Here is a 21,625-nt window from a genome sequence, read left to right as displayed (position 1 = left end):
CTAAAATCAGCGTTCTGCACACCCAATATGGACAAACCGTGTTCTCTTCTTTTATCCCCACCTTTGAACGGTTGAACCTGGACGATTACCCGGGGCAGGTTGCCCGTTGCCGCTTTTCTTTGGCGCACTATCAGGATGACTGTTTCGCTGCCATGGGCATGGCTTTCCCCGATCATCTGGCGCGTGCGGTGCCAAAGCGGCGGGCGGAGTATCTGGCCGGACGCTACCTGGCGCGAGCCTTGCTGGCGCCGCTGGGGTTTGCGGATTTCACGTTACTGCCTGGCGAAGACCGGGCACCGCAGTGGCCGCCGGGTATCGCCGGTGCGCTCAGCCACAATGCAGATACTGCGCTTTGCGCGGTGCATCCGGAAACCGGGTTGGGCGGCGTGGGGCTGGACGTTGAAACGCTCATTCCCGCCGCGCGTGCGCAGGAGCTGCAGCGTGCTATCGTCAGCGAGGCGGAGTCTGCCCAACTGCACACTCATCCACAGCCATTTAACCACCTGCTGACCTTGGCGTTCTCCGCCAAAGAGAGCCTGTTCAAAGCGCTATATCCGCAGGTGCGCTGCTATTTTGACTTTCTCGACGCACGTCTGGTTACGCTGGATACGCAACGACAGACGTTCGAACTGGAACTGCTTAAAACCCTCACGCCGCAGTGCCATGCCGGTCGCCGCTTCAGCGGACGTTACTGGCAGGAAGGTGACGATGTCACAACTTTTATTTGTTTATAAATCAGATAAATAACCTAAAAAATCCAGCGTTGCACCGTCACTTTTACCTGTGAATTCGCCTGCGACGCAGCAGGTGGCGGGCCCCTTCCGACACCAGCAGCAGCACCGCCAGCCAGATAGGAATATAAGTCAGCCATTCATCCCGACCGATGCTCTCACCAAGCAGCAGGGCCACCACCACCAACAGCACCGGCTCCACATAGCTCAGCAGGCCGAACAGGCTGAACGGCAGCAGGCGGCTGGCCAGGATATAGCACACCAGCGCCGCGGCGCTGATCACCCCCAACAGAGGGATTTGCCAATAAAGTGCCGGGCTGATGTTCAGCGCCGCCAGCGGCCCGTTGCCCCCGAAGGCGAACCAGGCGGCGACCGGCAGCATCAGCGTCAGCTCACACCACAAGCCACCCAGGTTATCAGTGCCGAAACGGCGGCGCAGAATAAAGTACACCGGGTAACCCAGCGCCACCAGCAGGGTAGTCCAGGACACGCCGCCGACCTGATACAACTCGTTGCCGACGCCGATAATCGCGCAGCTGACCGCCAGTTTTTGCAGCAGCGAAAGGCGGTCGCGGAATATCAGGCGTCCTGCCAGCACCATGGTCAGCGGCAGCAGGAAATAGCCGAGCGACACCTCCAACGCCTTGCCGTGCAGCGGTGCCCAGAGAAACAGCCAGAGCTGAACCCCCAACAGCGCCGAACTCAGCGGCAAAAACAGCAGGCGGCGCGGTCGCTGTTTTATCCAACTCAAGGTCTCGCTGACCTTGCGCCAGTCGGCGGAAAGCACCATAAACAAGCTCAAAAACGGCACCGTCAGCAGGGTACGCCAGCCAAAGACTTGCTCACCGTCAAGCGGGGACAGGGTAGAGGTGTAGTAATACATCACGCCAAACAACACCGAGGCGATGACGGAAAGAACGATCCCTTTAATCACATGCGATCCTGAAAAGTTATTGATTTTATTGCCGGTACTCTAGAGAAGTTTAGCGCTAACAACAATGCGGCGCATCAGGCTGGACAATCGACAACGGCAAGTTAAAATAAATACTGTGTATTAATACAGGTGTTTTGTCATGACCCTCGATCTTTTTGAAGACTCCGTGCCGCCGCCGTGGCGGGAACAGATTGCCCCAGGCGCGGTGGTGATGCACGGTTTTGTGCGCGATCACGGCCCGGAGCTGCTGGCGGCGGTGCATGGGGTGATTGCCCAGGTGCCCTGGCGGCACATGACCACGCCGGGCGGCCATGTAATGTCGGTGGCGATGAGCTGGTGCGGCAACGGCTGGAGCAGCGACAGCCGCGGTTACCGCTATTCGGAGCGCGATTCGCGCAGCGGCAAACGGTGGCCGCCGATCCCGGATATCCTGATGGCACTGGCGGATGAAGCGGCACAGCAGGCGGGTTTTGCCCCTTTCGTGCCGGACTCCTGCCTGATGAACCGCTACGATCCGGGCAGCAAGCTGTCATTGCATCAGGATAAAGACGAGCATGACTTCGGCTCGCCGATCGTTTCCGTTTCCCTCGGTCTGCCGGCGGTATTCCAGTTCGGCGGCATGCAGCGCAGCGATCGGGCCCAGCGCATTCCCTTGGCGCACGGCGACGTGGTGGTGTGGGGCGGCCCGTCGCGGCTGTGTTTTCACGGCATTATGCCGATCAAAGAAGGCTACCATTCGCTGGTCGGGCCGCACCGTATCAATATCACCTTACGCAAGGCGCTTTAGCTGCGGCTCTTTCGCCAGGCAGGCCACCAGATAGTCGATAAACACCCGCAGCTTGGGCGGCAGGTACTGATTGGGGGCATACAGCAACCACAGCCCGCCGTGGTAACTGCTGAGGAAGTCCCACTGCGGCAGCACCTGCACCACTTCGCCGTCGTCCAGCGCCTGGCGGGCGGTAAAGTACGGCAGGCTGCCAATGCCAATGTGCTGTTTCACTGCATCCAGCCGCACGCCGGTATGGTTGGCGGCGTAGCGTCCGCGCACGTTGACCGTCACCGTTTTCCCGGCCTGGCGGAATTTCCAGCGGGCGTCGTTCGGCGTTTCACCCAGATAAATGCAGCTGTGCTGCGCCAAATCCTGCGGATGCTGCGGCGCGCCATGCTGCGCCAGATAAGCCGGCGTGGCGCACAGCAGGTGCTCGATGGTCATCAGTTGGCGGCCAATTAGCCCAGGGGAGGGGCGTTCGGTAATGCGCAGCGCCAGATCGACCCGATCATCAATCAAATCCATATAGCGGTCTTCCAACCGCAGGCGAACGTCAACCTTGGGGTAGCGGCGTAAAAATGCCGGTATGTGCGGGTGCAGCACATATCGCCCTACCGCCTTGGGCACGCTGACGCTGACCAACCCTTCAGGCTCTACGGCACCGCGACCGCTGAACTCCATCACCGAGTGCGCGGCGTCCAACATGCTGCGGCAGCGCTGAAACACCTCTTCACCTTGTTCACTTAGACGCAGTTTTCGCGTGGTGCGATGCAGCAGTTGCAGCGCCAAAGCCTGTTCGAGCCTGGCGACGCTGCGGCTGGCGGCAGAAGGGGAAGTGCCCAGTCGACGGGCGGCGGCGGAAAAGCTGCCGCTCTCCACCACCTGAACAAACACCGCCATCTCGGCCAGCAGCGAATGAGAAAGATTTGTGCTCACGGCGCAAAGGTCCATTGTCTTGTTGGTGGATTATCCTTTGATTATGGCATGAATATAATGGGCTCTCTAATCAGGAGAATAACCATGACCGAACGCCTTTATTATTACAGCGACGACTTACAGGGCGAAGCGCAGGTGCTGGCCTGCACCCCGATGGAAGAGGGAGGATACGCAGTAGAGCTGGACGCCACGCTGTTCCACCCTCAGGGAGGCGGGCAACCGGCAGACGGCGGTAAACTGGGTGGCATTGCGGTGCTACGGGTGGCGCAGCAGGGCGACAAGGTGCTGCATTTCACCGCCGAGCCGTTGGCCGCCGGGCCGGTGAGCGTGCAGGTTGATGGCGAACAGCGCCGTTTACATACCCGTTGGCACTCCGCCGGACATCTGATCGGCTGGCTGGGGGAAACCCGCGGCTGGCAACCGGTGAAGGCGCACCATTGGCCGGGCGAAGGGCGGATCACTTTCGCACCGGGCGCGGAGCCACAAACGCTGGATCAGGATTTTCTACAGGCGGAGCTGGCGCGGCTGATTGCAGCCGATTTCCCTCGCAGACAAGTGGCGGTCGACGGCCTGCGGCAGGTGGGGTTTGGCGAACTGCCGGCCTATGGCTGCGGCGGGACCCATGTGTCCTCGCTGGCGGAGCTGGGGGCGGTAAATATCACGGCGCTCAAAGTGAAAAAAGGCCAGCTGATTGTTCAGTACGCGCTGGATTAAAACGTCGTCCGGGCGGCTATTTCGCCGGCCCGGCCTGCCGCAACATGGTGCAGAACGCGCACTGGCATCCCGCCTGCGGCAGCGCGGCGCAGGTACCGATATTGACCGCCTGCGCGTCCATCGCATGAAAACCGTAAAACATATTCTCCAGGCTGTTTTCCGCTGCACGCGCCTGCTCAGGCTGTGGCTCGGGCACTTTGGATTGAAACGCAGCGGCCCGCCCGGCCAACAGGCCAAGGAACAGCAGCGAAAGCTGAATCTTCATTTTCGTCTCCCTGATGTGATTTCTGATACGTTATAACAAAACCCCCGTTCTGCCAACCGTCGCTGCCTTGTGCATTTTCCGCCATAGGTTAGCGAAATTAGTTCGTTCAACTCCCCGCCGATTTGGTTTGTTATCTAATCCATAACATTCCGAAATAAAGAAGGCGTGGCTCACTATGTTTAAGTTCTCTTTCAATAGATTAACCAGCGGAATAACAGTGGCATTAGGCTTGACGGTGGCGGCTACCCCGGCGCTGGCGTCGGTGCAGGGGGGAACGCTGATCTATCTGGAACAGCAGGCGCACACCAACCTTTATCCGCCTTCCGGCGGCTTCTACCCCAACGGCGGCATTCTCAACCAGATCACCGACAAGCTGACCTACCAGAACCCTAAAACGCTGGAGATTGAACCGTGGATCGCCGAATCCTGGAGCAGTAACGCCGACAAAACCGAATACACCTTCAAGCTCCGGCCGGGGGTGACCTTCTCGGACGGGACGCCGCTGGACGCCAACGCGGTGGCGAAGAACTTCGATACCTATGGCCTGGGCAACAAAGAGAAGCGTCTGCCGGTCTCCGAGGTGATCAATAACTACGACCGCAGTGAAGTGATCGATCCCTTGACCGTGAAGTTCTACTTCAAGCGCTCTTCGCCGGGTTTCCTGCAGGGCACGGCCACCATAGGGTCAGGGCTGGTTTCTCTCAGCACCTTAAACCGTAATTATGACGAATTGGGTGACGCGCGCCATATCATCGGCTCCGGCCCATTTGTGGTCAGTGCCGAAACGCTGGGGCGCGAAGTGGATCTCAGCGTGCGCAAAGATTACCGCTGGGGCCCGGCCAAACTGACGCAGCAGGGGCGCGCCAATCTGGACGGTATCAAGGTGATCGTGACCGGCGAAGACAGCGTACGTATTGGCGCATTGCAGGCCGGGCAGGCGGACTTTATTCGCCAAATCCAGGCCTACGACGAGAAACAAACCCAGGATCAGGGTTTCACTATCTACGCCGCCCCAACGCGCGGCGTCAATGATAGCGTGGCCTTCCGGCCGGACAACCCGTTGGTGAGCGACCTGCGCGTGCGTCAGGCATTGCTGCACGCCACCGACAGCAAGCAGATCGTCGAGACGCTGTTCTCCGTTAACTATCCGCAGGCCAAATCGGTGATTGCTTCTTCCGCCGCCGGTTTTGTCGACCTCTCCGCCAAACTGAAATTCGACCCGGAGCTGGCCAACCGTCTGCTGGATGAGGCGGGCTGGAAAAAGGGCGGCGACGGCCTGCGTGAAAAAGACGGCAAAAAACTGTTGCTGAACGTCTATGAGTCGCTGCCGCAGCCCCAGAACAAGGCGGTGCTGCAGCTGGTTTCGCAGCAGTGGGGCAAAGTTGGCGCGCGCTTGAACATTCTGGCGGGCGACGCCGGCAGCAAGGTGGCGGATAACCTGGATCCGCAGAAAACCCCGGCGGCAGTGGTGGAAGTGGGGCGAGCCGATCCGGATGTGATTAAAAGCCAGTTCTACCCGACCAACCGCGATGCGCTGTTGCAACAGGGCGGGACGGGCAAAAACAGCGCATTTAAAGACGACAAGCTGAACGCGCTGCTGCTGGGTATCGCCTCAGAGGTGGACGCGCAAAAACGCCTGCAGATTGCCGGCGAGGCGCAAAACTACCTGCTCGATCAGGCCTACGTGATCCCGTTCTTCGAAGAGCCGCAGGTGTTTGCCGGGGCGCCTTATCTCAAGGGCGTAAGTTTTGAAGCGGTCGGCCGCCCGAGTTTCTACGGCGCCTGGTTGGAAAAACGCTGAGGAGAGCATGATGAGCCGATATCTGGCACGGCGTATCGGGCAGGCGCTGCTGGTGCTGTGGGCGACCTTTAGCCTGTCGTTTATCTTGCTGCAGGTGCTGCCCGGCGATGCCATTCTGATTAAGTTTCAGAACCCGGACATGGGCCTCAGCCCGGCGCAGATCGCCGATATGCGCGCGGCCTATGGTGCCGATGTGTCGCTGTGGCAGCAGTATTTGCATGCGCTGGGCAACGTGCTGCGCGGGGACCTCGGCTATTCCATTCAGGCCGGCGTGCCGGTGACGGAGCTGTTGGCCACCAACTTGCCCGCCACGTTGCAACTGGCGCTATTGGGGTTTTCGCTGGCGCTGATCCTGGCGTTGGCGTTGGCCTTTATCTCCAATTTGACCCGCTTTGGCTGGCTGAGGTCGTTACTGCAGTCGCTGCCCTCGCTGTTTGTCTCGGTGCCGACCTTCTGGTTGGGCATCGTGCTGATCCAGCTGTTTTCATTTCAGCTCAAGCTGATCCCGGTGATCAATCCGGGGGAGTGGGAAGGGTTGATATTGCCGATTGTGACGCTGGCAATACCGATTTCCGCCCCGCTGGCGCAGATCCTGATCCGCAGTATCGATCAGGTACAGACTCAACCTTTCGTTGCCGTGGCCCGCGCCAAGGGGGCCAGCCGCAGCCGGGTGCTGTGGCGGCACGTGGCCCGTAACGCCATGCTGCCGGTGCTGACCATCGCCGGTATTTTGCTCGGCGAACTGATCGCCGGTGCGTTGATTACCGAAACCGTGTTCGGCCGCAGCGGGCTGGGGCAGCTTACCTTGCAGGCGGTGCTGAATCAGGACGTCGCGGTGCTGCAAGCGATCGTGGTGATCTCCGCCGCCGCTTTCGTCACCCTCAATCTGCTGGTGGATCTGCTGTTCCCACTGTTGGATCCACGATTGAAAACCGCTACAGGAGCCGCCGTATGAGCAGTATCTCCTTTGAGAAATCCAGCGCGCCGGAGCGCGATCTGGGCGGTGTGGAAAGCGAAGGCACCTTGCCAACGCACCGTCCGCGCCGCCGTCGTGTGCCGCTGACGCTGTTGCTGGCCTGGACGGTGATTACCATCGCGGTGCTGTGGGCGCTGGCGCCGCAGCTGTTCACGGCCTACAGCGGCACCGAAGGCATTGCCGGGGCGCAGCGTCTGGCACCGGGGGGCGAACATTGGCTGGGCACCGATCAACTGGGGCGCGATTTGTATGCGCGCATTGTTTATGGCGCTTCGCAGACGCTGTCCGCCGCGCTGGTGGCGGTCGCTTTAGGCCTGCTGTTGGGCACCGCGCTGGGGCTGATTGCCGGTGCGGTGGGCGGCATCGCGGATGACGCGGTGATGCGCCTTGTCGACGTTTTGCTGTCGATTCCCGGTCTGCTGCTGTCGTTGAGCATCATTATTTTGCTGGGCTTCGGCACGGTAAATGCCGCCATCGCCGTGGGGATCACCTCGGTGGCGAACTTTGCCCGCCTGGCGCGCGCAGAGGTGGTGCGGGTGCGCCACAGCGATTACGTCGAGGCGGCCTATGGCAGTGGCGGTACCTTCTGGGCGGTGCTGTGGCGGCATATTTTGCCGAACTCGCTAACCTCGGTGATTGCCTTCTCGGCGTTGCAGTTCGGCAGCGCAATTCTGGCGATTGCCACCCTGAGCTTTCTGGGGTACGGCACACCACCGCCGACGCCCGAGTGGGGGCTTTTGATCGCCGAAGGGCGCAACTACATTTCCACCGCCTGGTGGCTAACGACCTTCCCGGGGCTGGCGGTCGTGGCGGTGGTTCTGGCGGCCAACCGTATCAGCCGCGCATTGGGGAGAACGCCAGCATGAGCATTCAGAGCGCATTACAACGGGCGAGCGCCACGCCACCGGTACTGGAGCTGGAACAGGTTTCGATCGCTTATCAGGGCGCGGCCGGCAATCAGCGGGTGGTGCATCAGGTGTCGTTTTCCATTCAGCCGGGGGAAGTGGTGGCGCTGGTCGGCGAGTCCGGTTCCGGCAAAACCACCATTGCGCAGGCAATCATTGGTTTGCTGACGGAAAACGGTCGCCTGGAGCAGGGGGCGATACGGCTGAACGGCACCGACATCAGCCACTGGTCATCAAAGCGTCTGGATGCGGTGCGCGGGGCGCAAATCAGTTTGATCCCACAAGATCCCTCCAGCTCACTCAATCCGGTGAAGACCATTGGCGATCAGGTGGCGGAGATCATCAACATTCACCGTCGGCTACCGCGCAAGCAGCTGCAGCAGCGGGTGGTGGCGTTGCTTACCCGCGTCGGTTTGACGCATCCGGAGCTGCGGGCGCGTCAGTATCCGCACGAACTTTCCGGCGGCATGAAACAGCGGGTATTGATCGCCATCGCGATGGCGCTGCAACCGGCGTTGATTATCGCCGATGAGCCGACCAGTGCACTGGATGTCACGGTGCAAAAACGTATTCTCGATCTGATCGACGAGCTGCGGCAGGAGTTTGGCACCGCGGTGCTGCTGGTGACCCACGATCTGGCGGTGGCGGCGGAACGCGCCGATCGGCTGCTGGTGTTTCGCCATGGCCGGGTACAGGAGCAGGGAGTGACTACCGAAGTGCTGCGCGCGCCAGCCAGCGATTATACCCGCCGACTGTTTGCCGACGTGCCGTCGTTGACCCGGGCGGTGGTACCGCAGCCCCGCCACAGCACGCAAGAACTGGCAATCCAGGTCAAGGGGCTGGTGAAAGACTTTCCCCTGGCGGGCAGTGGCGGGAAAAATTATCGGGCACTGGATCAGGTGTCGTTCAGCGTGCCTGGCGGTACGACCCATGCGCTGGTGGGGGAGTCCGGATCCGGCAAGACCACGCTGGCACGCTGCCTGCTCGGTTTCCAAAGGCCGAATGCCGGGCAAATCATTATCGACGGCGTCGACTTCACCCGCTTGAAGGGCGAGGCGCTGCGCCAATTCCGTCGCCGCATTCAGTTGGTGTATCAGAATCCGTACGGCTCGCTCGATCCATCCCAGACGCTGTACCAGGTGATTGAAGAACCGCTGCTGAATTTCGAGCCGCTGGCCCAGGCTGAGCGCTATCGTCGGGTGCGAGATTTATTTGAACGCGTGGCGCTGCCGAGTGAATTGCTGAGCCGTAAACCGCGCGAGCTTTCCGGCGGCCAGCGACAGCGGGTGGCGATCGCCCGGGCGCTGGTGTTGCAGCCACGGGTGCTGGTGCTGGATGAAGCCACTTCGGCATTGGATGTCACGGTGCAGGCGCAGATCCTGCGGTTGCTGCAGGATTTGCAGCAGGAGTTGGGGCTGACCTATTTGTTTATTTCACACGACCTGGCCACGGTAAGGCAGATCTCCCACAGCGTATCGGTGTTGCACCGTGGCGTGCAGGTGGACAGCGGGCCGACCGCTGAGCTGTTCGCCATGCCGGGCAGCGATTACACACGCCAGTTGATCGAAGCCATTCCTGGCCGTCAGTTTTATGCCGAACAGCCCCAGATTGAGGATGCATTCTATGAGCAGTAAAAGACTCGGTTTTTTCACCCGGCTGCTGGATCAGGGCAGCGCGCAGCAGCGTTATCGGCTGGCGACCGAACAGATCGTGCATGCCGAACGGGCCGGCTTTGACAGCGCCTGGGTGGCGCAGCACCATTTTCATGAGGATGAGGGCGGCCTGCCTTCGCCGCTGGTGTTTCTGGCGCAGGTGGCGGCGCGAACCCGCCATATCCGGCTCGGCACCGGGGTGATCACGCTGCCGATGGAGTCCGCGATTCGGGTGGCCGAAGACACTGCGGTGCTGGATCTGCTGTCCGACGGCAGGCTGGAAGTCGGCATCGCTGCCGGCGGCACGCCTTCTTCGTTCAGCGCTTTCGGTTTCGACGCCGCACAGCGTCACGCGGTGTTTGCCGACAATTTCAGTACCCTGCTGCGAGCCTGGCGCGGTGAGGCCCTGGGTGGCGAAGATAACCGCCTGTATCCGGCGGCACCGCAGTTGGCCGAGCGGGTCTGGCAGGCGACCTTCTCGGTGGAAGGCGGTGAGCGCGCCGGGCGGGCCGGGGACGGCCTGATGCTGTCGCGTACTCAGCCGCGCCCGGCAGATGCGCCGGATTTGCCGCTGGACGAATTGCAAAACCCGATTATCGACGCCTATCTGGCGGCGCTGCCGCCCGGCATTGCGCCACGCATTATGGGGTCGCGCACCGCGCTGGTGACCGACCACGGCCAGCAGGCACGGGACTTTGCCGCCAAAGGCTTGAGCCGCGGGCTTGAGCGCCTGCGTGCCAGCGGTCACCGGCCGTCCGACGAATCCCTTGATGGGCTGATCCGCGCCTTCGACGTGCATCTGGGTACTCCGGATCAGGTGATCGCCTCACTGCAAAAAGACAGCGCGCTGGCGCGAGTGACCGATCTGGCGTTCCAGGTTCACTCCATCGATCCACCGCACGCCACCATTTTGCGTTCTATTGAACTGATCGCTCGCCACGTTGCCCCGGAGCTGGGCTGGCAACGCCGCAATCCCGCATCCGTCTCCTACGAACATCACGCTGAGGAAAAGGTATGACTGCAACATTGCACCCTAAAGATTTGCTGGCTGAGCTGGCAGAGATCGCCCCCGGTTCTGCATTGGCTAAGGCCAGAACCACGCGGCAAGCGGCAACAGACGCGATCCAGGCCAGCTATCTGGCGCTGTTTTCCCCCGCTGATACCGGAGATTTCCCCGTGGCGCAACGGCTGCAGATCGCGCAGCGCATCAGCGAATGGCATGCGGACAAGCTGCTTTCTGCGCACTATGGCACCCTGCTGCAGCAGGAGGGCGACGTTGAGCATGGCCCGCATTTGCAGGCAGCGTTCGATCATGCCGAACGGTTGGCGTTCAAACCCGCCAGCGCCGACGCGCAGCATCTGCAGGCGTTGCAACAGGCCGGCTGGTCGCTGGACGCTATCGTCACCCTGTCGCAGTTAATCGCCTTCGTCAGTTTTCAGAGCCGTCTGCTGACGGGATACCGCTTGCTTGAAGGAATCCCCCTCGAAAGCGCGGGTGGGGCACCGGTCAGGGCGGGCCGTTGGCGTACCGAATCCTTGAGCCTCGGCGGTCGTCACGCACCGCCGGTGTTTACCCGCCAGGAACTGGGTTGGGAGCCCTGGATTGCCGCCAAACCGTTAGCGGAGTTTGATGAGCAAGGCCAGGCGCTTTTGACGCGCTTCGGGCACAGCGACTCGGATTACTTCCGCCTGCTGGCGCGTAACCATCCGTTGCTGGAGCAGAGAACGTTGGCGGATCGGGCCATTTTCTATACGCCCGGCGGGCTGGAGCGTAAGGATCGGGAACTGGCGGCAACGGTGGCCAGTAAGGTGAATGGCTGCATCTATTGCGCTTCGGTACATGCCCGCAAGGCGGCGCAGTTGTCCAAGAACACGGATGAAGTACAGCGCCTGCTGGATGTGGCACCGGGTGGCATTTTGAGCGAGGGGCAAGGGGAGCCGTGGCGGACGCAGATAGACTTTGCCGCTGCGCTGTCCGCCACGCCGCCGCAGGTCAATGCCGGGCATCTGGTGGCGTTGCGCGAGCAAGGGTTGGATGAACTGGCGCTGCTGGATCTGGTGCAATCGACCGCGTTCTTTGCCTGGGCCAATCGGCTGATGCTGACGCTTGGCGAGCCTTTCGACGATTGAATATATTTCGTGTTGAAAATGTAAGTTTATTTAGAAGAAACGTTTTTTATAAATAATACACACGGTTTTTTATCGTTACTATTTTTTAGTGGCAGGCTGTTGGTTAGGCCTGCTACTATTACTACTATGATTTTTATTGTATATTTATTTCATTCTCCTGCTAATTGTTTTCCTGTCACCTTAAGTTTTTTATTCCATCGTTTACATGATTGTGGTTATGCCTGATTGTTGTTCTATATTATCAGAGAGCGTAAACATTTCTGAGGCGATGATAATGCTTATTCGGCTTATGATTGTTGTTTTTTTATGCATATTCAATACGGATTTGAAAGCAGCCTCTTCTGTCGGAGGAAGCGAGCCTAATGGATGCGGTTCTGGTTGGAATGCTCCTTTTGTTCCCGATAAAATTTTTGCTGTGTGCGACTTTACCCAAGCATGCAACGAGCATGATGGTTGTTATGGGAAATGTGAAAAAAGTTTGGAAGGTAATTGCGAATATCGTCGATGTAGAGAGGGCGGTGATCTCTATGGGAAGTCTGAGTGTGATAACGTTAAATTCCTAAAGTTAATGAATGCTGCAAATATAAGAAGAGAACAGTGTGATATTGATCTTCAGAACAAGATAATATCTACAAATCACAATAAGGTCTGTTCTGTTGTGGCAATAGCTTATCGTAAAGCTGTGAGGTTCGCTGGCGATCAGGCTTTTGTCGGCATTGACCCTATTCCCGCACCTCCCGAGCCGAAACAGTATAATAAAGCTATAGAGGATTTTTTAACTTTCGGAACGGATAAACAATTCAACGATTTTATTAAAGCGGAGCAACAAGGTGTTTCTGATGTGGATTTTCAACGCGAGTTGATTTTTACTCATGAGAATGGATTGAAAAATAAATGAAAACATTAAATTTTTCTTTATTTTTTATTATATTTATCCTGAATGTGATAAGCACGTCAGCTGCAATGGAACAACAAAAATCACAGGATGAACTTTTGCAAGAAACTCAAGATGCAGGGCAGAGAACATTACAGAGATTAATGAATGATTATCATAGTGAAGTATTTAACTTAGAACCTGAATTGTACCAGGACAGAGCGGTTAAAGTGGCGGCATATGCTGATTTTAACGTCCTTTCCGATGTCAAAAATAAGAAGATATTATTTCCGTTGGCATTTATTTTTGAAATAATGCTGCAGGCTAAGGCATTAATGCAGGTTTATGATGAAAAGATTGATATGACTCTGTACCAGAACTACTTGCAATATTTAGAATCAAGAACAAAGAAATCACTTGAAATGAAAAAGGAAATTCCGATAGAGGAGTTTTGGTTCTGGGCAAAATTAACACCTCCTTGCTGTAAAAATAAGGAGGATGAAGTGAACTACCGAAATACTCTTGATAAAATCATGCTAGATGCTATGGCGTTTCCGCTTGCTCACGAAATAGGGCATATCGTTCTTGGGCACCGAAGGTATAATGAGAAAACAGCGGAGGAGTCCCGTAAGGATGAATATGATGCTGATGAGTACGCCATCAACCTTGTTGAGAAATCTAATCACAACGTTGATATTACTATTATTACCGTTTTTTTCCGGTTCGACTGGGCGGAGCGTCTTCAAAGAAATGGCGTGAGCAAACAGAATACCCATCCTTCAGCACCTTGCAGGATAGAACACGTGATGAGAGGTGTACTCAAAAGAATAAGCAACGATGCCGCAGAAAAGGCGCTTTTTGAGTCAAGGAGCGCTATGTCGGTATCTCAACTACAGTCATATTTTAGGGATGTTAAAGTTCATTGCGACGTTGACGACCTCTATATTCCTCAATAAACGCTCTTTACCAACTCATATCTCAGGGCCTGCTCATGGCGATCGTTACAAAGTCTTGAAGCAAGTCGCAAGGCGAACTTTAATCATACTTTAAAATAATTATTACCGTTCCCTACAGGTTTTTAACTCGGTTAACAAATCCACACACCTCTTTTCGTTAACATTACGAAGAATTCAAAATGCAATAATTGCCCATGTTCATTAATGCTCAGATACTCAGCCCTACAATAAATCTAATGCGGTCAGGACAGTTCTGTTCGGCGCAAATACATTTTTACAGGGCAGGGATACGATGGGCAGTTTTCTTAAGCAGGTGTATCGCTATTCTCATTCACGGCCTTATCGACACAATGAAAATCTCTGGCCTTACGTAAAAATCGAACGTGCAGACAGCGGTGAGATTGCCGAATTACATTATAAAAAGCAGACTGTTCCTATAGTGACGTTGTCAGCGCTTAAAGACAGCTGCAAGGGGCCGATATTGTTGACCGCGACGGGACCGTCGGTGAACTCCGTTCGCTTTAGTGAACTGCCTGAGATGCCGGCGATAGGGGTCAATGGGGCTTTTAGCCTGAGCCAGAAGGTCAACTTTCGGTTTTATGTGATTGTCGATATGGGGTTTATCGATCGGCGGCCGGATATTATAGAAAGCATTATTCAGGCACCGGATTTAATCCTTTTCACTACGGTTCACGGCGTGGCGAAAATCATCGATTACTTCACTCTGGCGGGCGTGAAATGCCGGTTTTCAGTGGTCGAGGACGCAACCTGCAAAATTTACAGTCCCCAAATTCCTCTCTCGGCATTGTGGGATCATTATCACAAAGATCGCAGCGTTTTTTTCTCGCCTGGCAATAAAACCATCGCTTTCAGCCACGATATTCGGCACGGGGTTTTTGATGCCGGCACGGTAGTGTATTGGGCTTTTCAGATCATTGCCTTTCTGGGATTTAAACAGCTCTTTATTGCCGGTCTGGATATGAATAATTTCCATTTGCCGCGCTTTTATGAAACTCCCGAAAATAAACTGCCGACATTTTTGCCGGAGAAGGTCGACGACCTGATTATTCCGGCCTTTAGCCATGCCGGAGAAAGAATGAAAATGAGAAAAATGGTGATTAGAAACTTTTCATTAAGCAGTGCAATAGATACCGGTATTTTTGAAAAGGTTGATAGTAATGATTTTTTCAAAAACGGTTGAGCTCACCGGTCGGATCTCTTTTTATGCCATGCTGGCCTTTTCTTTTTTTAGCGCCATTTTTTGCGGTTTTACCCGGGTCAATAATTTATTCCACATCGCGGCGCTCTTTTTCCTGCTGACGCTGGCCTCACGCCCCGAGTTTCGCTCGGCCTGGCTTAACCGGCGTGCCGCAATCGCGGGAATGGCGCTGGCGGCCTGCTTTCTCGCCTATTATGCCGTCAGCAATCTCTGGGGCGGTACGCCGGATGATACGGCATCTACCCTGACGCACAGCGTGTATATCCTGCTCTATCTGGCCTTGCTGGTCACCGTGTTGGACAGCCCCGATCGCAATCTGCTGCTCTGCGCCGTGATTGCCGGCATCACGCTGTTGTGCTTGTATCTGGCGTGCGTTGATTTCCGGGAAATTTATACTCTCAGAGAAACCTCCGGGGCTAACCCTGGCCCGCGCAACGTGATCGACCTGGCCGGCTATGCGGCGTTGGGCATCATTCTAAGCCTGATGGTGTTCCGTGATACCGGGAGGAAAAGGGCGCTGTCTGCGATCCCGCTGTTGTTCGTCTTTATGGTGTTCACCCAAAGTCGCGGGCCCCTGATGGCCTTATTGGCCGCGTTGGCGTTAACCACTTCCTATCTGGCGTTGAACAAAAAATCGCTGCTGGCCATTGCGGCTGCGGTGTTATTTGCCGTGGGCGCAGTGCTGTTTTCACCGATCGGTGAAATGTTGATTACGCGTTTTGCAGCGCTGTATCAACAGAGCTTTGTGCGGATGAGCATCTGGCGGCACAGCCTGTTGTTGGTCGAACAGGCGCCGTTCTTTGGCTATGGCTTTGATAAGCAACTGACCTTTACCAATTACACCGGTGAGTTTATTCATACCACCCATAGCCTGTATTTGGGGGCGTTGCTCAAAGGCGGGTTGGTTGGGTTTTGCCTGTTCGCCGCGTTATTGGCGTTTGGCGCGCAGCTGGCCGTGCGCCATCTCCGGGCCGGTCGCCGTCTGGAAGCGGCTTTATACCTGTTTATGCTGATTTTCTACTGCTCACAGGGCATGTTTGTTATCGCGAACCCGGCCGAGTTTTGGTACCTGTTTTGGTTCCCGCTGGCGATGGTCTTTGCCCAGCCTCCGTTGGTCAACCCTCGGGGGCGCTAAGTTTCAGCGCGTTGGTCACTTTTTCAAACACCTCATTTTCAGTGATGATACTGAGCGGCTGTTGGCGTTGCGCGGCATTGAGCTTTTGTTCATCCACCGGGACGTACATCACCTGATGCAATTCGCCGTTTTGATAGGGGCCGGTGTGCTGCGGATTGGCGGTAACAAACAGGCTGACGGTCGGTGTTTTCAGGGCGATGGCCAGGTGCAGTGGGCCGGTGTCGCCGGTGACCAGCACCTGCATATTCGACATCACCGCCAGCAGTTGCGGCAGGGTGGTTTTGCCAATATGGCTGACCACGCGCAACTGCTCGGTCGCCGTCAGCCCCGCCATAAACGCCTGTTCAATAGACAGTTCTTTCGGACTGCCGATTAATTCAATCTGGTGGTGCGGCGAAGACGCCAGCAGCAGTTTCGCCAGGCGAATAAACTGCGCGACCGGCCAGCAACGCAGCGTTTCAGAAGCGCCCATTTGCAAGCCGATCGAAATTTTTCCTGCGGTTTTAGCCACTGGCGGAAAATCGATGGGAATAAACATCTCGGTGTTGTCGCTTTGGCAGCCTAACTGAGCCACCAGATCCAGCTTGCGTTGAATCAGATGGCCGCCGGTGCTGCGGCTCACGCCACACAGCCAGGGCTCCATGCCGGTGGCTTTATTACCGTAAGCGTCTTTGAAGACATATTGGCAACCGGCAGTAATGGCGACCATCACATCGTAAGGGGATTTGGAGTGCAGGATAATCGCCAACTGAGGCCGGTGTTGGCGCAGTTGGCGAATAATGCCGAGCATGTCTTTCGCTTTATGATCCCAATAAATGACCTGATTAAAGCAACGGCTGGTCGCGACCAACTGTTTGTTCTTGTGGCTGGAAATCAGGGTGATGTTTGCCGCCGGGTAGCGTTCACGCACCGCTCGGATCGCCGGCGTGTTAAACATCAGATCGCCGAGGGCGCTGGTGGAAAAAATCACGATGCGTTCAAAAACCTGCTCAGGCTGAAAATGGGCCTTATCCTTAAAGTTGCCACCCAGCCGGGTATACATCCGCAGGCCAAGGTTGGCCGCCGCTATTTTCCACTGTTTTGACATCTTGTTCCGCTTTGGGTTAATGGGCATGCCGATTTGAACTTTGGCATCATATGACGTTTGTCCGGGTGGGCCAATGGGCGGCAATATCTTGCTACATATGCTTGCGCAACCTTGATAAAGGGGCAGCAGGCTGCCCCTTGGCGGCGTCAGTTTTGCCAAACCTGCGGGCTGCGCGGCGTATCCATTCGGTAATCTGAATAGGGACGAGTGAAGATCTCGCGTCCCAACTCGCGGGCGGCCTGCAACGGGTTACGCGGATCGCGGCTGATTTCGCCCCGGCTGTTGCCCGCCCCCTGAACCAGCCCGACGAATTCGGAATGCGAATAGCGGCTGAACTCCTGAATTTGATGCACAATCCCCATCGCGGCACCGGGATAGGTTTCCTCCGAGGCCACCGCCAGCCCGATGCGTTTGCCGCTCATACGCTGATGCACCTGTTCCGCATCGGGGTAGGCGCTGGAGTAGTAACTGAAAGAGCGGTCGAAAAAGGCCTTGGTTTGCGCCGACATGCCATACCAGTAAAGCGGGGTGCAGAACACCGCCGCGTCCGCCGGCAGAAAATGTTCCAGGAACAGTTCGCCATAGCGGTCGGCAGGCGGAGCGGCGTGGCGCTCGTCCACCAAAAAACCGCTGATGTAATCGTCTAAGAAAAACAGGCTGGCGTCGGTGCCGGCCTCGGCGGCACCCGCCATAATGGCCTGGGCCAGGGCGGCACTGTTGCCGTCGCGGCGCGGGCTGCCAACCAGGACGATAAGTCGCTTCGGCTGATGAGATGAATTCATGTCACTCTCCATTACTTGATCGTGGAATACGAGAGTCAATTTACGGTGCTTGCAGCGCGAGAGACAAATGACGGCTATTCTGTCAGGGTGAGTTAAATTCATCTTAACGAGGCCGTACACCATGTTCGCCACGCTACCGGTTACCGCATTGCGCACTTTCGAATCCGCCGCCCGACTGCGTAGTTTTAAACAGGCGGCTTTGGAGTTGGCGGTGACGCCGACGGCGGTGTCGCATCAGATTAAAGCGCTTGAGCAGCAGCTGGGCTTTGCATTATTTGACCGAATACCGCGGGGGGTACAGCTGACGCCAAAGGGCGAGCGTTTGTTCGCCGGAGTACACGGCGCCTTGCTCGATGTGGCAACGGTGCTGGATGCCCTGCGACCGACACCGAGCGCGGGGTCGCTGTGCGTTTCCGTCACCCATTCCTTCGCGGCGCTGTGGTTGGTGCCGCGCCTGGGGCGTTTTTATCAGGCCTATCCGCACTATTTGGTTCGTCTGGAAGCCTGCGCTGAGGTGATTGACCTGCAGCAGGACGCCAGCGTGGACATCGCCATCCGCTACAGCCGCGCAAATTACCCGCAGTTGCATCAGGCGGCTCGGCTGGAAGAGAGTTTTGGCGTTTATGGCGCTCCAGGACTCTGCGCGGCAGAGCAACCCACACCAGCGCTGATCACCGTTCGCTGGCGTGATTCCACCCTGTATGAAACCGGCTGGCGCGACTGGTGTCGGGCCGCCGGAGTTGACTGGTGGCAGCGGCACACGACGCTGCGGGCTTATGACGAAGAGCATTACGCGTTGCAGGCGGCGGTGGCCGGGCAAGGGCTGGTGCTGGCCAGCTCGGTCATGGTGTCCGATCAGGTGCGCAATGGCCTGTTGGTGCCTTACCGGCCGGAAATTCGCGTGCCGGGGGCGGCTTACACCGCACTGTGCGTCCCTGGGCGTGAACGGCACCCGCCGGTGCGCGCATTTCTCGACTGGCTACAGCAGGAGCTTGGCGGCTGATGAAGAGCACAAAATAAAAGTTTTTCTGGCGTGCAGCATGGGAATATTGGATAAATTTGATATTCCATTCCCATGAGAGAGATGTCCATGAGCCAGCCAAGAGTTTCCGATCACCCGATTGATGCGCAGTTTATTGAACGTTGGTCGCCGCGTGCGCTGGCGAATGATCCTATCGACGATACGACCCTGTTGAGCTTCTTCGAAGCGGCACGCTGGTCGCCTTCGGCTTACAACATTCAGCCGTGGCGTTTTGCTTACAGCAAGCACGGCTCGGCCAGTTGGGACAGCTACCTGGATTTCCTGATTGAATTCAACCGCGGCTGGGCGCAGAACGCTTCGGCGCTGGTGGTGATCATTTCGAAAACGACCAGCCTGAACGGCGAGAAGGAAGTGGACAACCCAAGCCATTCCTTTGATACCGGTGCCGCCTGGGCCAATCTGGCGCTGCAGGCACATCTGAAAGGCTGGCTGACCCACTGCATGGGCGGCGTGCACCACGATAGAATCAAGGCTGCGCTGAACCTTCCGGATAACTATCAGGTGCACGGCATGGTGGCGATCGGCAAGGCGGGCGACAAATCCCTGCTGCCTGAATTCCTGCAGCAAAAAGAGATCCCTTCAGGGCGCTTGCCGCTGGAGCAAACGGTGGTGGAAGGGCTGAACTTTACCCTGTAATCGCCCCGTCAGATCAATCAGCCCGCAAGGTTTCTCCTTTGCGGGTTTTTTTATGCCCGCGAAGAGGGGATAAAACTTTGTGAGTATGTCCATCAGCAGGACGTTCGCTATATAATATTTTATATAGCGATTTTTGAACGATGGGGAAAAGCATATGGATAATCACTTCGGTAAGGGGCTGATGGCGGGGTTAGCCGCGCAGGACGCCAAACCGGCTGCGCAACTGTCCCGTTTCTGCTGTGACTACAAGCGGGGTTTCGTATTGGGGTATGCCCATCATCTGGCGGAAAGCCTGGGTGATGAAAATCAGGCCGCGTTCGAGGCCGGGCTGCTCTGCCGGGCCTACGATCTTAACGGCGAGATGATGAGCGAGTTTTTCTCTGGTGGCAGCAACCGCCTGGCCGAAAAATTTTTCTGCGCAGGCTACAACCGGGAATGGCAAAGTTAACCGCCGTCATGCAGCGACCTGCGTGGTTCAGGCCTTGTTCATCACCACCACCAAATAGATGCAGAGTTCGGCGCTCTCATTCTTGAACACGCAGTCGGTCGGGGGGCCAAGCTCCAGGCAATCGCCCTGGCCCATTTCGTGGCGGGTTTCGCCTTCCTGAAACACCAGCGAGCCGGACAAAACCCAGATCAATTGCCGCATAAAGGCATAGGCCGAAGCCGGCATGGGGATCGCCGCCCCGGCGGGCAGTTCAATGCGTACCAGATCGAGCGGCATATCCGACTGCGGCGACACATGGCGACGGACATAGCCGCTGTCGGGATCGACCCACAGCGGCTGGTCCTGCTTACGCATCAGCCGACCTTCCTGCGTTTCTGCCCGGGCGATCAGTTTGGACATGCTAAGGCCGAACGCGCCGGAAAGCCGCCCCAGCAACATCGCCGTTGGGCTACTGTCGCCACGTTCAATTTTGTGCACCATCGCGCGCGAAACACCGGCCCGTTCCGCCAGATCGGACAGCGACCAATGGCGGGCCTCACGTTCGATGCGGATCCTCGCGCCGATGCGCTGATTTAGGTTGTCTAATTTATTATCCATATCGTAGTATGATAGTAGACGGTCAACCAAGAGGTCAACATGCTTATCCGTAACGCGACTATAACCGATAGCGCAGGCATCGCCGCTATCTATAACGACGCCGTGCTGAACACCACGGCAATCTGGAATGAACTTAGCGTCGACGAGGCAAACCGCGCCGCGTGGATAACAGAACGGCAGGGGATGGGCTATCCGGTGCTGGTGGCGATTGACGCTGCGGGTGAGGTGATGGGCTATGCCTCATTTGGTGATTGGCGGGCGTGGGACGGCTATCGACACACCGTCGAGCATTCGGTGTATGTTCGGCGAGACAGCCGCGGCGGCGGGGTAGGTAAAACGCTGCTGATTGCGCTGATTGAGCAGGCGCGGGCGATCGGCAAACACGTGATGGTGGCGGGCATTGAGTCCGGCAACCACGCGTCTGTGCAGTTACACATTAATCTGGGCTTCGAGATGGTCGGCCGTATGAGCGAAGTGGGTGCCAAGTTCGGCAAATGGCTGGATTTGACCTTCCTGCAGCTGAAACTCGACGACGCCAGCGCACCGCCGAAGCGTTAATGGCACTGCTAAAACCGAGATCGCTATGAATATCATGCTATTGCTGCTGGTGGCCGCCGGGATCAGCCTGGTCATTCAGAACCTGTTGATGGTGCGTATCACCGAAAGCGTGTCGACGGTGCTGATTACGCTGGTGATCAACTCCAGCGTCGGTCTGGTGCTATTGATGGGGCTGCTGTTTGCCAAAAACGGCGTAGCTGCCCTGGCCGAAGTCACGGGTTCCCTGCGGCTGTGGATGTTGTTGCCTGGCTTATTGGGATCTTTTTTTGTCTTTTCCGGCATTTTGGGTTTCCAAAAGCTGGGGGCGGCAACCACCATTGCCGTGCTGGTGGCCAGCCAGTTGGTGGCGGGATTGATGGCCGATATTTATAAGGCCGGGCCGGCGGCAATGCGTGAAAATTTGCCCGCGCTGCTGGGGGCCGTGTTGCTGGTGATTGGCGCTTTTCTGGTGGCCAGAAGAAGTTTTTAAAGCCTAAAG

At 57.0% G+C, this 21,625-nt stretch carries 24 protein-coding genes; 18 read left to right on the top strand and 6 right to left on the bottom strand.

What is annotated here, in order from left to right; all coding sequences use genetic code 11:
- Positions 1-38: 38 nt before the first annotated feature.
- Entirely contained in the window at positions 39-734 is a 696-nt protein-coding gene (locus LQ945_RS05010) for a 4'-phosphopantetheinyl transferase family protein (RefSeq protein ID WP_270102408.1), read from the top strand.
- A gap of 43 nt (positions 735-777) precedes the next feature.
- Here the strand turns inward: LQ945_RS05010 and rarD are convergent, their stop codons facing one another.
- Positions 778-1,665 (bottom strand): EamA family transporter RarD, encoded by an 888-nt coding sequence (rarD, locus tag LQ945_RS05005; RefSeq protein WP_270102407.1) that lies wholly within the window; start codon positions 1,663-1,665, stop codon positions 778-780.
- A 139-nt stretch (positions 1,666-1,804) separates the two neighbouring features.
- Between rarD and alkB the strand changes: the two genes are divergently transcribed.
- A complete protein-coding gene (alkB, locus tag LQ945_RS05000; protein ID WP_020827704.1) occupies positions 1,805-2,452 on the top strand; it encodes a DNA oxidative demethylase AlkB in 648 nt (215 codons plus the stop codon).
- Here alkB and LQ945_RS04995 read toward each other — a convergent pair.
- A complete protein-coding gene (locus LQ945_RS04995; protein ID WP_197022777.1) occupies positions 2,435-3,370 on the bottom strand; it encodes a LysR family transcriptional regulator in 936 nt (311 codons plus the stop codon). The two genes, alkB and LQ945_RS04995, sit on opposite strands and share 18 nt — an antisense overlap.
- Positions 3,371-3,454: 84 nt before the next feature.
- On the opposite strand from LQ945_RS04995, the gene LQ945_RS04990 reads away from it, so the two are divergent.
- Positions 3,455-4,084, top strand: a complete 630-nt coding sequence (locus LQ945_RS04990; protein ID WP_270102406.1) for an alanyl-tRNA editing protein — start codon at positions 3,455-3,457, stop codon at positions 4,082-4,084.
- Positions 4,085-4,100: 16 nt separating this feature from the next.
- Here the strand turns inward: LQ945_RS04990 and LQ945_RS04985 are convergent, their stop codons facing one another.
- Positions 4,101-4,349, bottom strand: a complete 249-nt coding sequence (locus LQ945_RS04985; RefSeq protein ID WP_044552423.1) for a hypothetical protein — start codon at positions 4,347-4,349, stop codon at positions 4,101-4,103.
- A 175-nt stretch (positions 4,350-4,524) separates the two neighbouring features.
- On the opposite strand from LQ945_RS04985, the gene LQ945_RS04980 reads away from it, so the two are divergent.
- From LQ945_RS04980 to LQ945_RS04935, 10 genes are all read left to right on the top strand, one after another.
- Positions 4,525-6,150, top strand: coding sequence for a TIGR04028 family ABC transporter substrate-binding protein (locus LQ945_RS04980; RefSeq protein WP_044552422.1), 1,626 nt, complete (start codon positions 4,525-4,527; stop codon positions 6,148-6,150).
- A gap of 10 nt (positions 6,151-6,160) precedes the next feature.
- Positions 6,161-7,105 (top strand): ABC transporter permease, encoded by a 945-nt coding sequence (locus tag LQ945_RS04975; protein WP_044552420.1) that lies wholly within the window; start codon positions 6,161-6,163, stop codon positions 7,103-7,105.
- Positions 7,102-7,992: an ABC transporter permease gene (locus LQ945_RS04970; RefSeq protein ID WP_270102405.1), complete on the top strand. Its 891-nt coding sequence runs from the start codon at positions 7,102-7,104 to the stop codon at positions 7,990-7,992. The genes LQ945_RS04975 and LQ945_RS04970 overlap by 4 nt, the downstream gene beginning before the upstream one ends.
- Entirely contained in the window at positions 7,989-9,665 is a 1,677-nt protein-coding gene (locus LQ945_RS04965) for a dipeptide ABC transporter ATP-binding protein (protein ID WP_270102404.1), read from the top strand. The genes LQ945_RS04970 and LQ945_RS04965 overlap by 4 nt, the downstream gene beginning before the upstream one ends.
- Positions 9,655-10,701 (top strand): putative FMN-dependent luciferase-like monooxygenase, encoded by a 1,047-nt coding sequence (locus LQ945_RS04960; RefSeq protein ID WP_044552415.1) that lies wholly within the window; start codon positions 9,655-9,657, stop codon positions 10,699-10,701. The genes LQ945_RS04965 and LQ945_RS04960 overlap by 11 nt, the downstream gene beginning before the upstream one ends.
- Complete coding sequence (locus LQ945_RS04955) at positions 10,698-11,813, top strand: alkylhydroperoxidase domain protein (protein ID WP_270102403.1); 1,116 nt, start codon at positions 10,698-10,700, stop codon at positions 11,811-11,813. Before LQ945_RS04960 ends, LQ945_RS04955 begins: the two co-directional genes overlap by 4 nt.
- A 274-nt stretch (positions 11,814-12,087) precedes the next feature.
- A complete protein-coding gene (locus LQ945_RS04950) occupies positions 12,088-12,711 on the top strand; it encodes a hypothetical protein (protein WP_269933722.1) in 624 nt (207 codons plus the stop codon).
- Entirely contained in the window at positions 12,708-13,643 is a 936-nt protein-coding gene (locus LQ945_RS04945; protein WP_269933721.1) for a phage exclusion protein Lit family protein, read from the top strand. Before LQ945_RS04950 ends, LQ945_RS04945 begins: the two co-directional genes overlap by 4 nt.
- 292 nt (positions 13,644-13,935) lie before the next feature.
- Positions 13,936-14,844, top strand: coding sequence for a sugar glycosyltransferase (locus tag LQ945_RS04940; protein ID WP_270102402.1), 909 nt, complete (start codon positions 13,936-13,938; stop codon positions 14,842-14,844).
- Positions 14,822-15,997 carry an O-antigen ligase family protein gene (locus LQ945_RS04935; RefSeq protein ID WP_270102401.1) on the top strand — a complete coding sequence of 392 codons (1,176 nt, stop codon included), beginning with the start codon at positions 14,822-14,824 and terminating at the stop codon, positions 15,995-15,997. Before LQ945_RS04940 ends, LQ945_RS04935 begins: the two co-directional genes overlap by 23 nt.
- Here the strand turns inward: LQ945_RS04935 and LQ945_RS04930 are convergent.
- Entirely contained in the window at positions 15,978-17,084 is a 1,107-nt protein-coding gene (locus tag LQ945_RS04930; RefSeq protein ID WP_270102400.1) for a glycosyltransferase family 9 protein, read from the bottom strand. The genes LQ945_RS04935 and LQ945_RS04930 overlap by 20 nt on opposite strands.
- Before the next feature lie 146 nt (positions 17,085-17,230).
- Positions 17,231-17,866: a flavodoxin family protein gene (locus LQ945_RS04925; RefSeq protein WP_270102399.1), complete on the bottom strand. Its 636-nt coding sequence runs from the start codon at positions 17,864-17,866 to the stop codon at positions 17,231-17,233.
- Positions 17,867-17,987: 121 nt separating this feature from the next.
- Here LQ945_RS04925 and LQ945_RS04920 point away from each other — a divergent pair, with 121 nt between their 5' ends.
- The 3 genes from LQ945_RS04920 to LQ945_RS04910 all read left to right on the top strand — a co-directional run bounded on the left by LQ945_RS04920 (position 17,988) and on the right by LQ945_RS04910 (position 19,992).
- Positions 17,988-18,869 (top strand): LysR substrate-binding domain-containing protein, encoded by an 882-nt coding sequence (locus LQ945_RS04920; RefSeq protein ID WP_262242096.1) that lies wholly within the window; start codon positions 17,988-17,990, stop codon positions 18,867-18,869.
- Between the two features lie 87 nt (positions 18,870-18,956).
- Entirely contained in the window at positions 18,957-19,544 is a 588-nt protein-coding gene (locus LQ945_RS04915) for a nitroreductase family protein (protein ID WP_270102398.1), read from the top strand.
- Between the two features lie 154 nt (positions 19,545-19,698).
- Entirely contained in the window at positions 19,699-19,992 is a 294-nt protein-coding gene (locus tag LQ945_RS04910) for a DUF2623 family protein (protein WP_270102397.1), read from the top strand.
- 27 nt (positions 19,993-20,019) lie between these two features.
- Here LQ945_RS04910 and LQ945_RS04905 read toward each other — a convergent pair whose 3' ends face one another.
- Positions 20,020-20,589, bottom strand: coding sequence for a helix-turn-helix domain-containing protein (locus LQ945_RS04905; RefSeq protein WP_020827687.1), 570 nt, complete (start codon positions 20,587-20,589; stop codon positions 20,020-20,022).
- A 39-nt stretch (positions 20,590-20,628) separates the two neighbouring features.
- Between LQ945_RS04905 and LQ945_RS04900 the strand changes: the two genes are divergently transcribed.
- Together LQ945_RS04900 and LQ945_RS04895 are read left to right on the top strand one after the other, a co-directional pair.
- The gene (locus LQ945_RS04900) at positions 20,629-21,147 is read left to right on the top strand and encodes a GNAT family N-acetyltransferase (RefSeq protein ID WP_048762556.1); all 519 of its coding nucleotides are present in this window, start codon (positions 20,629-20,631) and stop codon (positions 21,145-21,147) included.
- Between the two features lie 25 nt (positions 21,148-21,172).
- Positions 21,173-21,616, top strand: a complete 444-nt coding sequence (locus tag LQ945_RS04895; RefSeq protein WP_270102396.1) for a DMT family transporter — start codon at positions 21,173-21,175, stop codon at positions 21,614-21,616.
- Positions 21,617-21,625 lie beyond the last annotated feature (9 nt).

Origin of the sequence: Serratia liquefaciens, assembly GCF_027594825.1 — a bacterium.
Classification (GTDB): Bacteria; Pseudomonadota; Gammaproteobacteria; order Enterobacterales; family Enterobacteriaceae; genus Serratia; species Serratia liquefaciens_A.
This window is presented reverse-complemented; position numbering and strand designations above follow the sequence as displayed.